This is a genomic window from Labilithrix luteola (assembly GCF_001263205.1).
Taxonomy (GTDB): domain Bacteria; phylum Myxococcota_A; class Polyangia; order Polyangiales; family Polyangiaceae; genus Labilithrix; species Labilithrix luteola.
This window is the reverse complement of record NZ_CP012333.1, coordinates 8,046,687-8,058,482: the sequence shown is the minus strand read 5'-3', so window position 1 is coordinate 8,058,482 and position 11,796 is coordinate 8,046,687. Positions and strand designations below refer to the sequence as shown.

The 11,796-nt window shown below is 64.4% G+C and carries 12 protein-coding genes; 10 read left to right on the top strand and 2 right to left on the bottom strand.

All coding sequences use genetic code 11. The features are described 5' to 3' along the window. Positions 1–12: 12 nt before the first annotated feature. The 5 genes from AKJ09_RS35000 to AKJ09_RS34980 all read left to right on the top strand — a co-directional run bounded on the left by AKJ09_RS35000 (position 13) and on the right by AKJ09_RS34980 (position 5,542). Positions 13–1,686 carry a bifunctional aspartate transaminase/aspartate 4-decarboxylase gene (locus AKJ09_RS35000; RefSeq protein WP_146652190.1) on the top strand — a complete coding sequence of 558 codons (1,674 nt, stop codon included), beginning with the start codon at positions 13–15 and terminating at the stop codon, positions 1,684–1,686. 31 nt (positions 1,687–1,717) lie between these two features. Further along, positions 1,718–2,947 carry a type II asparaginase gene (locus tag AKJ09_RS34995; RefSeq protein WP_240488689.1) on the top strand — a complete coding sequence of 410 codons (1,230 nt, stop codon included), beginning with the start codon at positions 1,718–1,720 and terminating at the stop codon, positions 2,945–2,947. A 9-nt stretch (positions 2,948–2,956) separates the two neighbouring features. Further along, positions 2,957–3,604 (top strand): trimeric intracellular cation channel family protein, encoded by a 648-nt coding sequence (locus AKJ09_RS34990; RefSeq protein ID WP_146652189.1) that lies wholly within the window; start codon positions 2,957–2,959, stop codon positions 3,602–3,604. A gap of 65 nt (positions 3,605–3,669) precedes the next feature. Further along, on the top strand, positions 3,670–4,824 hold the full coding sequence (locus AKJ09_RS34985; RefSeq protein WP_146652188.1) for an aminotransferase class V-fold PLP-dependent enzyme: 1,155 nt from the start codon (positions 3,670–3,672) through the stop codon (positions 4,822–4,824). Between the two features lie 343 nt (positions 4,825–5,167). Then, positions 5,168–5,542 (top strand): hypothetical protein, encoded by a 375-nt coding sequence (locus tag AKJ09_RS34980; protein ID WP_205633893.1) that lies wholly within the window; start codon positions 5,168–5,170, stop codon positions 5,540–5,542. 24 nt (positions 5,543–5,566) lie between these two features. Here the strand turns inward: AKJ09_RS34980 and AKJ09_RS34975 are convergent, their stop codons facing one another. Further along, entirely contained in the window at positions 5,567–6,460 is an 894-nt protein-coding gene (locus tag AKJ09_RS34975) for a hypothetical protein (RefSeq protein WP_146652186.1), read from the bottom strand. Between the two features lie 29 nt (positions 6,461–6,489). Further along, on the bottom strand, positions 6,490–6,987 hold the full coding sequence (locus tag AKJ09_RS34970; protein ID WP_146652185.1) for a hypothetical protein: 498 nt from the start codon (positions 6,985–6,987) through the stop codon (positions 6,490–6,492). Positions 6,988–7,794: 807 nt separating this feature from the next. Between AKJ09_RS34970 and AKJ09_RS34965 the strand changes: the two genes are divergently transcribed. The 5 genes from AKJ09_RS34965 to AKJ09_RS34950 all read left to right on the top strand — a co-directional run bounded on the left by AKJ09_RS34965 (position 7,795) and on the right by AKJ09_RS34950 (position 11,773). After that, positions 7,795–8,139, top strand: a complete 345-nt coding sequence (locus AKJ09_RS34965) for a hypothetical protein (protein WP_146652184.1) — start codon at positions 7,795–7,797, stop codon at positions 8,137–8,139. 360 nt (positions 8,140–8,499) lie between these two features. Then, on the top strand, positions 8,500–8,754 hold the full coding sequence (locus tag AKJ09_RS34960) for a hypothetical protein (RefSeq protein WP_205633892.1): 255 nt from the start codon (positions 8,500–8,502) through the stop codon (positions 8,752–8,754). Positions 8,755–8,983: 229 nt separating this feature from the next. Further along, the gene (locus tag AKJ09_RS34955) at positions 8,984–10,693 is read left to right on the top strand and encodes a M48 family metalloprotease (protein ID WP_146652182.1); all 1,710 of its coding nucleotides are present in this window, start codon (positions 8,984–8,986) and stop codon (positions 10,691–10,693) included. A 71-nt stretch (positions 10,694–10,764) separates the two neighbouring features. Beyond that, on the top strand, positions 10,765–10,899 hold the full coding sequence (locus tag AKJ09_RS55710) for a hypothetical protein (RefSeq protein WP_275936671.1): 135 nt from the start codon (positions 10,765–10,767) through the stop codon (positions 10,897–10,899). Positions 10,900–11,125: 226 nt separating this feature from the next. After that, complete coding sequence (locus tag AKJ09_RS34950) at positions 11,126–11,773, top strand: GntR family transcriptional regulator (protein WP_205633891.1); 648 nt, start codon at positions 11,126–11,128, stop codon at positions 11,771–11,773. The last annotated feature ends 23 nt before the right edge of the window (positions 11,774–11,796 follow it).

Sequence of the window (11,796 nt, the reverse complement as noted above, 5' to 3'; positions counted from 1 at the left end):
GAAGGTCGAGCGATGGCGCAGTCGAGCACCCCCCAAGCGAAGGGCCTCCATCACCTCAGCCCCTTCGAGTTGAAGGACGAGCTGATTCGTTGGGCGAAGGACTACACGCACAACAAGGCCGCGACGAACAAGTTCCTCAACGCCGGTCGCGGGAACCCGAACTGGATTGCGACGACCCCGCGTGAGTCGTTCTTCTTGCTCGGTCAGTTCGCGCTCGACGAATCCAAACGCGTCTGGGACGAACCGGACCTCGGAGGCATGCCTCACGAAGAAGGGATTGCCGATCGCTTGCGCGACTTCCTCACGCACGTGAAGAAGAGCCCTGGCGCGAACCTCCTTCGCCGTAGCCTCGACTACGGGGTCAAACAGCTCGGATTCGATCCGGATGCGTTCGTCCACGAGCTCGTCGACTCGGTCGTCGGAGACAATTATCCGGTTCCCGATCGCATGCTCGTGCACGCGGAGCAGGTCGTTCACAAATATCTCGAGCAAGAGATGTTCGGCGGCAAACCACCGCCCGGCAAGTTCGACCTCTTCGCCGTCGAAGGCGGCACGGCGGCGATGTGTTACGTGTTCGGCAGTCTGATGGAGAATCATATTCTCCGTCACGGCGACACGATCGCGCTGGGCACGCCGATCTTCACCCCTTATGTGGAGATGCCGCGACTCAACGATTTCGAGCTCAAGACGATCGAGGTTCGTCAGAGCAAGATGGGCGATGGGGGCCGGCACGTCTGGCAATACACCGACGAAGAGCTGAAGAAGCTCGAGGACCCGAAGGTCAAGGCCTTCTTCATCGTGAATCCGTCGAACCCGGCATCGTTCGCGATGTCGAAAGAGGCCTACGACAAGATCGTCAACCTCGTGCGCACGAAGCGCCGCGATCTCCTGATTCTCACCGACGACGTCTACGGCACGTTCACGGAGAACTTCCGTTCGATGGCCACGGACCTGCCGGAGAATACGATTCTCGTCTACTCGTTCTCGAAATACTTCGGATGTACGGGCTGGCGACTCGGCGTCGTCGCGATGCACGAGAACAACGTCGTCGACCGCATGTTGACGAAGCTCACCGACAAGGAGAAGAAGCAGCTCGACGAGCGCTATCGTCCGCTCACGCCGAGCGCGTCGACGATGAAATTCATCGACCGCATGGTGGCCGACAGCCGCGACGTCGCGCTCAACCACACCGCTGGCCTGTCGCTCCCACAGCAGACGCAGATGACGCTCTTTTCGCTCTTCGCGCTGCTCGACGACGGGAACGAATACAAGCAGCGTTGCCAGAAGATCGTCCACGACCGCTGGCAGCGGCTCATCAAGGGTCTCGCCATCGACCTGCCCGACGACCCGCTGCGCGTCGCGTATTACGCCGACCTCGACCTCGAAGTCTGGGGCAAGAACATCATCGGCGAGGACTTCGCGAAGTACGTCGCCGAGCATCACGATCCGCTCGACATCGTCATCGGGCTCGCGCGGCGCTTCGGCACCGTGCTCCTCAACGGTAGCGGCTTCGACGGGCCGCCGTGGTCCGCGCGCGTGTCACTCGCGAACCTGAATGCCGACGAGTACGAGACCATCGGCAAGAACCTGCGCGAGATCGCCATGGCCGCTGTGGAGGAATGGCGCCTCTCGAAAAAGCAGGGCGGCAACGGCAATGGCAACGGCGGAAAGAAGAAGGGGGGATGACATGACGCGGAAACGGTCACATGCGATTACGATGCGCCCGATCGGGGTCCTCGGCTTCGGCACGGCCTTGGCCGCCGTGATGTTCGCCTGCTCGCACAACGAGCCGCCGAAGGTGCCGGAGTCGGAGACCACCGTCACCACCACGCCGCCTTCGGCGACCGACGCCGGTCCCCCTGCGACCGACGCCGGCGCGAGCGCCACGGGCACGACGACCACGACGAGCAGCGTCGTGTCGAGCTCCGAGTCGAAGAGCAACGTGGGCGAGAGCAAGGGGCCGAAGCGCAACGTGAAGATCCTCGCGACGGGCGGCACGATCGCCGGGGCGGGATCGGCCGGGGGCTACGGCTACACGTCGGGCGAATTCAAGGTCGACGACTTGATCAAGGCCGTCCCCAACATCGACAAGCTCGCGAACCTCTCGGGCGAACAAGTGGCGAACATCGGCAGCCAGGACATGAACGATCAGGTCTGGCTGAAGCTCGCCAAGCGCGCCAACGAGCTGCTTTCGCGTGCCGACGTGGACGGCATCGTCATCACCCACGGTACCGACACGATGGAGGAGACGGCATACTTTCTCACCCTGGTGCTCAGGGGAGACAAGCCCGTCGCCCTCGTCGGCTCGATGCGGCCGGCGACGGCCATCAGCGCCGACGGGCCCGCGAACCTCTACAACGCAGTTGCCGCTGTCTCGAGCCCCGGTGCGAAGGGACGCGGCGTGATGGTAGTGCTCAACGACAAGATCCACGACGCGCGCAACGTCACCAAGACGAACACGACGAACGTGGAGACGTTCGAGAGCACGAACCGCGGACCGGTCGGCCTCGTCAACAGCGGCTCGGTCGATTGGTTCGAAAAGATGAACAAGAAGAACCGCGGCCTGTCCGAGTTCTCGATCACGGGGCACAACACGCTGCCGAATGTCGAGATCATCTACGCACACTCGAACATGGACGCGTCGCTCATCGACTCGGCCATCCAGAACGGCGCCAAGGGCATCGTCATCGCCGGCGTGGGCGACGGCAACATGTCGAAGGCCGCTCTCGATGCTCTTCAGAAGGCGGTCAAGAGCGGCATCGTCGTCGTTCGGAGCACACGCCTTCAGAGCGGCCTCGTTCTCCGCAACAACGAAGTCAACGACGACAAGATGGGCTTCGTCGCCTCGGGCGAGCTCAATCCTTCGAAGTCACGCGTGTTGCTCCAGCTTGCACTCCTGAAGACGAAGGAGCCGAAGGAAGTCCAGCGCATCTTCAACGAGTACTAAGGTTCCAGCATGGAGCTCCCGACCATCCACGGCGTCGGGCCGGCATTGTACTTGGAGCTCCCCGCGATCATCGTCGGGGGGCTCTCGGGCGGCGTCCACGCCGTCCAGAAGAACTTCGACGCCGTGGGTGTCGTGGTGCTCGCGATAGCAACGGGGCTCGGCGGCGGTCTGATGCGCGACGTGATCTTGAGCGTCGGACCGCCGCTCGTGCTCCTCAATCCCCGCTACCTCTACGCCGTGACTGCGGCCGCTCTCGTCGCGTTCTTCTTCGCTCCGCTATTCTCACACATCAAGAAGGTCACCGACTTCATCGACGCTCTTTCGCTGGGCTTTTTCGGAATCGCCGGCGCAGAGCGAGCGCTGAGCCTCGGCATCCCGGAGCCTGGTGCGCTCATGCTCGGTGTCATCACCGCGGTCGGTGGTTCGGTTGCGCGCGACGTGCTCGCCAACGACACGCCGGAGCTGCTGCAGCCCGGCAGCTTGTACGCAACGCCGGTTCTCTTCGGCGTCGCGGGTTACATCGTCCTCGAACACGTGGGCATCTTCCACGGCGTGGTCGCGGCATTCCTTTCGATCGGAGCGATCTGCGGCGTTCGCCTGGTCGCGCTCTGGCGAGACTGGCGTGCGCCGAGGCCTCGGCGCCCCAGGCGAGCGTGAAGCGAGTCGAATCACCGCCCGCCCGCACGATGCCTCATCAGCTAGGCTGCCATCGAGGCGCGAGCATGGCTGGACGAATTCTCCCTTCGCAACGTCACCTCTTCGACATTCCGAACGACGTCGCGTACCTCAATTGCGCGTACATGTCGCCGCTCGCGACGACCGTGGTCGAGGCGGTTCAGAAGGGCGCTGCGGCGAAGGCCCGGCCGTGGGAGCTGTCGCCCAAGGACTTCTTCACCGACAGCGAAGAGGTCCGAGGGCTCGTCGCCACGCTGGTGAATGCTCGAGCCGACGACGTCGCCTTCGTTCCTGCCGTCTCCTATGGCATGGCCGTCGCCGCTCACGCTCTGCCCTTGGGGCCCGGCCGACGCGTGGTGACGCTCGCCGAGCAATTCCCTTCCAACGTGTATCCTTGGGTCGAGAAAGCGTGCGCGGTGAACGCGATTCACACGACCGTGCCCCGCCCGTCGGACGACGATTGGACGGCCGCGGTTCTGGAGCACATCGACGACGCCACGGACGTCGTCGCGGTCCCCCATTGCCACTGGACCGACGGCGGCCTCCTCGATCTCGTCGCCATTCGTGCAGCGTGCGACCGCGTGGGGGCCGCCTTGTGCATCGACGCCACGCAATCGCTGGGCGCCCTTCCCTTCGACGTGAAGGCCATTCGGCCCGATTTCCTCTGCGCGGCGGGCTACAAGTGGATGATGGGGCCGTACAGTTTGGGCTATCTGTACGTCGACCCGCGGTGGCACGGCGCGGCGCCCATCGAACACAATTGGATCGCGCGGGTCGATTCCCAGAACTTCTCCGGCCTCGTCGATTACAAATCGGACTTCCAACCAGGCGCCCGCCGATTCGATGTCGGAGAACGAAGCAACTTCGCCCTCATGCCCGGAGCGAAAGCGGCTCTTCGCCTTTTGCTCGAATGGGGCGTCGACAATACAGCTACGACGCTGACGACATATACGACGCGCATTGCGGAACGGGCGCGCGTGGAGTTCGGATTGGGGTCGGCACCGCTCGCGAAGCGTGCAGGGCATTTTCTCGGCTTGCGCTTCGATACCGGCGTGCCAGACGGCCTCCTCCCTGCCCTCGCCGCGCGCAACGTCTACGTCTCCGTTCGGGGCCAGTCGATGCGCGTGACACCGCATCTCTACAATACCATCGAGGACCTCGACCGGCTCTTCGCCTGCCTGAATGAATGGCGCGCGGCGTAGATCCTCCCCACGAGACATCGTCGTCCGCAACGACCAAGACACGCTCTGACCGCTGGGGTTAGCATCGAGGGATGCACAAGCTTTGCGCTTCGACGATGCTCCTGGCTCTGAGCCTGGTTTGGGCGTGCGGAGGAACGGAAGGCGCGAATGCGGGCTCCGATGTCTGGGAATTCGGAGGAGCCATCTGGAGGCTCCGAAAGCCCTAATCGAGCAAGTCCGCTCGCGCCGACGATTCCCCTCGCAGGGTATGCTTCGACGAATGGATCTGCATTTTCCTGAGTGCGGTCTGCGACTTCGCTTGGCGGAGTCGTGGAGCGCTACCCGTATCGGAGAGCGCTCCGTCGTGGCTCATCCCTCGTCACTCGCGGGCGAAGCGCCTCGGCATATGCGCCTCTCGGTGCACATCGAGTTGCATCGCACGAACGAATCGGCACAGAGATTCGCCGAAGGCGTCATAGGTCGCCACGTTCGAAGCGGAGAGCCGGATCGAACGACCGCGATGGTGGGCGGCGAAGCTGCCCTTCAGTTCGCGTGGACCGACGGCATCCTCGACATTGATTCATTCTTCCTCCGTGTGGGCTCGGACCGCATCCTGCAGGTCTCGCTCCTCGAGGAGCCTGGCCAGGCCATCCTGCCTCACACGGACTGCCCCCTTCGCGATGCGGTTGGCGAGTTCATGGACTTCGATTTTTTGGTCCAACACGCGCGCCAATCCTGACGATCGCGTCGGCTCGTCCCCCGGTCAGAGCTCGCCGTACGCGCGCGAGATGACGCGCCGGGCGACGCTCTGGATGCCCGTGTGCTCGAACGGGCTCGTCGTCAAGTCGAGCGCCGCGGCAACGTAATCGAGTTTGTCGTCGGCCACTTCGAGCGCCTGCTTCAAGCGTTCGACGACGCTGTCGCGGTCGATCGTGCGGTTCGCCACGAAGCCCTCGACCGCCGAACGCGCAGAGTCGAGGTTCGACAGTGCCAGCCGCCTCTGTTCGTCGAGCGAGTTGCCGGGCAGGAGCCGCGTGAGGCGTCCGAAGCGGCTGTTGTCCGAGAACAGATCGTCACTCGCGTTCTGCACGAACTCGATTGACCGGAGGAGGAAGTCGGGCCCGAGGGGGATCAGACCGTCGAACGTCACCCAAGCTGCGAGACGAATGGCATCTTCCTTGGCGGCGTTGCCGAGCGAGGACACGAAGTCACCAATGCTGTCGCCGGGAATTCCGCTCGAGTAACAGAATGCCGCCAGCTCGCCGACGAGCTTCAGCGCAGCGTCGATGGCCTGCGTGGTGTCCGGCTTGGGCGTGATGGTTTCGAGAAACGAAAGCCATTCGAAGCGGCTTCCGGTCTTGTTGGCCAACGCGGCGGCCCCCGCAAGCGCGCCGGTATCGTCGACGAGCCGATAGATCGAAACGGCGCGCTGATATCCATTTTCCGGATTCGCATACAGAGCAATCGCGCGCTCGCCGACTTGCTGAATCAACGACTCGTCGGTTTCGCCGGTCACGTCACGAATCATGTCGTCGAAGCGGGTGATGTTCTTCCACTCGCCAGGCACGAACACGTCGAGAATCGAAAGCGCGCGCGTAGTCATGCTCGACGAGGGCAGCGCCTCGAGCACTTCGTGAATCAGCATGGAATCGGCCATGGTCGTTTCCTCGTTGAACGAATCGGAGATCAGAGCTTCGCGAGTCCCTTCAAATCGAACTTCTCGAGCAAGCCTTTGCGCGCGTCGGCGTCGAGGCTCTGCGAGCTGACCTTGATCTGGTAGCGACCGACGAGCGCGGCCGACTGGTTCTTCCCCACCGCCACGAGCGGAGCGCCTCCGACCTTGTCGGTCGCGCCATCGAACTTCTGCTTCGCCGCGGCGTCGCCTTCCGTATCCGAAATGGAGAGCGTGGCCACCGCGGCGCCGTCCTTCTGCAGCTTCGCCTCGACGAAGCCCGCCTTCTCCTGCGTGAACACACGCGCATAGCCCCCCGCCCCGTCGGCCGGGAAGAACGCGTTGAGCTTGCTGCCGTCGGTCTTCGCGGGAGCCGGAACGTCGTTCGTCGCAGCCGACTTGGCAGCGGCGGACGCTTCGTCCCAACGCGTTTCTTTCTTTTGGCACCCAGCGGACAGCGCCAAGGTCAGGACGAGCGCGAGACGAGCAATCAGATGCATGCGTGAGTTCATGGTTCGCTCAGTTGAAGGAGTCCCGCAAGGTGTCGCTCGCAGGCCTGCGCACCATCTACGTGACGACGCGACTCCGGCTTCTTCGGACATGGGACCTTCGCGGGGAGCTCTACCATGTACCCCGCCGTTCGCCGAGATTCGGCGACGACACGCGCGGCGCGTGAAGGATTCGTGCGGGTCCACGTCGAAATCGTGATGAGTGAACGGCGTTCGCGACACCTTGTGTTGGCAATCATGCATCGCCAGCACACCGACACGTGTCACGCCCGCGCTGTGTGTGTGAGGACTGAAAACGATACGCAATCACCCGTTCATGGTTCGCCCGCGCGCTCAGGGATCTGCTACTGAGCCCGCGCCACCTCGACCATCCCGATCGAGCTAGCTCGAGCAATCCCGAACTGAGCCCGACCGGGTCTAATTGATATTGAAAATCACTTGCAACAAGACTAGCGTCGGCCCCGTGGTCGCGCTTGGCGCACGTCATCGGCGGGTAGCTGGGGCGAACGACTCGTTCGCTGCGAAAGCTTCTGAACCGCCGTCAACGCTTCGCGCCAACGTCACCTCCATGAGCGACGCTGCGCTTGCTGAATGGCCGCGCATGCCACCCACAGACTCCATCGGCACCTTCCTTACTTCGGACGAGCTGTGCCGTACGGCAAAGGTCGTGACGGATGGCTTTGCGTTGCGCGGCAACTCGATCGCGGATGGTCCGCGGTCGTCGATTCGGGGCGGACTCTAACGGGGGAAGGTTGGTAGGACGACATGCACGAAAGGCTTTCGCTATCTGAGGCGCTTCCGTCGGACCGCATGCTCTGGGCACGCGGCGGCGGCCCCTCGCGCCATCGGTCGCGTCCGCCGCGTCGTTGGCCCGGTCGCGTCGCTTCGGCGCTCGGCTGGATGCTCGGAGGACTTTGCGCGTTCGCCGTCTACGCGAACGTACTGTCCGACGACACGGCACTTCGCGCGCGGGCGGAGACCGTTGCGCGCCAGCAAGCTGGCTGCAACGACAAGTGCCGCATGACGCGTGCGGAGATCCAACGGAGCGTTCTCGAGTATCGCGCCGACTACGAGATGGAAGGCTCGAGCGCCGTTCAGGTGCGCTGCCGCCGCCAAGCGATCGTCGTGGGTGACTACGCCTGCACCGGGCACTGAACGATTCACGACTGACGAGCTCGCATCGAACGGCTCAGTCGTCGCTCACGCTCTGCGCTCGCCATTCGCCGCATCGGGCATGGTGGCTGCCTCTGTCTCCGTGCCATGCACGTGACGAACAGATTGGCGCAAGGTCGGCCGAGCGAACGGGCGAGAGGACGCGAACAGCTTCGTAAGACGCCACGCATCGGCGCCCCCCGAGTGACGATCGCAGACGCTCCAAGCGCGTCGCGTTCGTACGAGAGCGTCGGTGCCGCCGGAAGCGTGGCGGTTCGAAGAAGCGTGGCCGTCGCGGGTTCGACGAGCGCGAGCGCGAGTGTAGCGGTGTCGGGATCGAGCCGGACCGCGGGAAGCGTGGCCGTGGCCGCGAGCAGCCGCACTGTTGCGAGCATCGCGGTCGCCGGCTGCACGTTCACCGTCGGAAGCATCGCCGTGACGGCGAGTGCACTCACGCTCTTCGGTGTCGCCATCGCGGGATGCGCGCTGACGATCCTGTGCGCGCGCTGTCGCGGATGCCTGGCGTGCGTGGCGTGCGTCGACTGCAAGAACTGCGTGGCGTGCGTCGGGTGTCGTGGCCTCGACGGCGCGGTCGGACGCGCCTTCGTCGTCCGCTGATTGCACCGCAGGCGGGGGCATCACCGATCCACCCATCGCGATCCGCGAGCATTTCGCGACGTGCGCGATCATCGATGCAAAACGCTCCGGATCATCGTCGTCCCAGGCCTGAATTTTCGATGTCCGCGCGCGAGCGCCACGGCAGAGATCGCGTATACCGTGGAGAACGATGCGACGTCGTCTCCGCTTTGGTTCGATCGTGTGCACATGCCTCGCTGCTCTTACGTCGATGGCAGCCGTCCACTGCAGCAGCGAAAGCAACATCGGCACGAGCGAAGCCGATCACACCGCGGGCGAGTACATCCACGAGAACTCCGTCTACGCGTGGGCCGAGCCCGACTACGACGAGTTCGAGAAGATCAAGCGCAACGCGAAGCCGCGCCTGGCCGACGACAGCGTGCTCACCGTGCGCGTACAGGCGTGGCTCGATCGCTTCGACGCGGTCGTGCGCGCGCGCGTGAAGACCGACGGCAAGAAATTCGTCGCGCCGAAGCCGAAGGCCATCGTCTACGAGGACGGCGAGACGGTGAATGCGTGGGTCTCGTGGTTTCCCGCGTGCATCGGCGATCTCGACCGCCAGGAGAGCACCGACGCCGGCTCTCCAGCGACCGACGACACGACGAACGATGCCGGCGACGCCGGAGCGCCGAGACCTGAACGGTCTGCCCTCGTCGAACGCAAGAAGGTGTCGAGCTTCTCGTCGTACGACGGCTGCCTGGCGCCGAAGAACTGGCCGACCGTCGGTGACGACTTCACGTCGTGGTGGAATGGCTCCAAACCGTCGTGCACATTGACGGTGGGCAAGAACGGCCTCGTCGTCGGCGGCGAAGGTTGCGAGATCGCCGAACGCTCGACGGTGCCGGCGCGCGGCGTGACATGGGCGACCGGCAGCGGCATCCACGTGACGACGCGCATCGTGTCGGAGCTCTCCGAGAAAGCGTTCGCGGTCGTCATCGCCCACGAGCTCGGGCACTACTACCGCGCACATGGATCGTCGGCGTACTCCGAGAAGTACCAATTCTGGTACCAGCGCGACGTGCACGAGCCCGTTCGGCCGCTGCCCGCCGATGATTCGGCGGCGCTCGAGAGCCAGGTGCGCCGCTTGTCGAGCTCGTCAGCGCTCCCGAACGTGCCCGGCCAGACCGTCTCCGGTCGCACGGCCGCGTGGTTCATGGGTTACGGCTTCCGCGAGCTCGTGACGCCCGTCGAGGCGTGCAAGGGTCCGGCCGAGTCGCTGAGTGCCGACTGGGTGTCGAACTTCCGTTACGGGTACGGCAAGCCCTCGGAGACCGAGCGCGCAGCCTATCTCGACTTCGAGACGCGCCTGCTCGCCTGCGCGGGGAGCGTGGCCGCGCCGAGCCTCGCCATGAATAAGCTCATGGCGTCCTTGCGCAGCCAGTTCCCGACCGTGAAAGACACCGATCTGGCGCTGGCCGGCTCGTTCAAGGAGCTCATCGACTCCGTCGACGTCATCGCGAAGAAGCTCGATGCCGAAGAAGCGGTCTTGCGCGAGCACCTCCAGAAGAACCACATCGGCTGGTACACGACGGAGCAAGAGGCCGATGACATGGCGATGGAGCTCGCCACGCTGGCCGGCATGACTCCGAAGGAAGTCCTCGAAGGTTGGATCGAGGCGATGGAAGCCTTCGACCGGGTCTATCCGTCGAGTTACGGCAACGACGGCAAGATCGGCGTCGCGCAGTGCAAGGAGCTCTACGCCAACGACTTCATGACCGCCAAGGAAGACGGCACGAAGGAGCAGGCGCACGTGCCCATGGGAAGCCTGAGCGATAAGCACCACTCCGATTGCTATCGCCTCTTCAACCTGTGGCGGGAAAACGAAGTCCACAAGTACGAATCGGCGCCCGCCCCCGCCCCGCTCACCCCGGACTGGAGCGAAATCCAGGAAGCCGCCAAGGCGGCGGGCAACGGCTCCTAGCGAGCCTCGCGGCGCGCGCGAACTGCACGAGGTCGGACGCCGCCCGAAGCAATGCGTGCACTCCACACGCAGTGCTTCGCCACGACGGCGCCGATCATCCGTTCTTCGTCAACGCCGTCATGACCGGGGCCGCCTCGACCTACCGCATGGGCGCCCCCGAAGTCGCGATGGTTCCCATCTCGACGGTAGACGTCTCCGTGCACTGATCACGCATCGCGAGCTCCGCCGTGCACCGACGGACGAACTGTGATCACATCGCGGTTCGCGCGCTCACGCTCCCGCTCGAGGCGAAAACCTCGCGAACCACCACGCCAAGACCGGTGGACATCGGTTAGTTTGTCGCAGGCAAACGTCTGTTCGGGGCCGGACGATACCGTGGGGGAAGGAGCGACGCGGGTGGTGGTCAAGGAGGGAAAGAGTTTCGTGCGGAGCGTGAATCCGCATTCCGTGGTGGAGCAAGTGCTTGCGGAGATCCGCCGCTCGATCGTGTTCGGTGCCCTCAAACCCGGTCAGGAGTTCTCTCTTCGCGAGACCGCCGCGCAGCTCGGTGTGAGTACCGCGCCCGTGCGCGAGGCGCTCCGCGTGCTCCAAGGCGAAGGACTCATCGTTGCCCGCCGTGCACGCAGCGCCGTCGTCGCTCCCATGGACCTGTCCGATCTGGGATCGATCTACGGTTTGCGTCGCTTGATCGAACCGTCCATCGCCGGGCGATCGTGCGAGCTCGTCACCGACGAGGGCCTCGATGCGCTCGAGCGCATGGTCGACGTCATGAGTGACGAAAAGAGCAGCATCGACGACATCTACGAGACCCATCGCGAATTCCACCTCGCGCTCCTGCGTCCCGCGGCAACCATATGGGACCTGCGCGTGCTCGAAACGCTGTGGCACGCGGCCGAGCGTTACGTGCGGGTCGGCTTCGGACGGCTCGACCCGCTCCCGTCGGAGCACAAGCGTCGGCGCGAAGCCCACCAGAGCGTGCTCGACGCCTTCCGTCACCGCGACGGCGATGGTGCGCGTCAGGCGGTCCTTCGGCATCTCGACGAGAACGAGCGAATCGCACGCGAGTCGCTCGCGACTTGACCCCCTCGCGGTGCTCATCGTCG

Bases quoted from the DNA above. Each gene is read 5' to 3' on its own strand.
- AKJ09_RS34975 (WP_146652186.1), bottom strand. From the start codon at position 6,460: ATGGCCGATTCCATGCTGATTCACGAAGTGCTCGAGGCGCTGCCCTCG.
- AKJ09_RS34990 (WP_146652189.1), top strand. From the start codon at position 2,957: ATGGAGCTCCCGACCATCCACGGCGTCGGGCCGGCATTGTACTTGGAG.
- AKJ09_RS34995 (WP_240488689.1), top strand. From the start codon at position 1,718: ATGCGCCCGATCGGGGTCCTCGGCTTCGGCACGGCCTTGGCCGCCGTG.
- AKJ09_RS34955 (WP_146652182.1), top strand. From the start codon at position 8,984: ATGGCAGCCGTCCACTGCAGCAGCGAAAGCAACATCGGCACGAGCGAA.
- AKJ09_RS34965 (WP_146652184.1), top strand. From the start codon at position 7,795: ATGCTCTGGGCACGCGGCGGCGGCCCCTCGCGCCATCGGTCGCGTCCG.
- AKJ09_RS35000 (WP_146652190.1), top strand. From the start codon at position 13: ATGGCGCAGTCGAGCACCCCCCAAGCGAAGGGCCTCCATCACCTCAGC.
- AKJ09_RS34985 (WP_146652188.1), top strand. From the start codon at position 3,670: ATGGCTGGACGAATTCTCCCTTCGCAACGTCACCTCTTCGACATTCCG.
- AKJ09_RS34970 (WP_146652185.1), bottom strand. From the start codon at position 6,987: ATGAACTCACGCATGCATCTGATTGCTCGTCTCGCGCTCGTCCTGACC.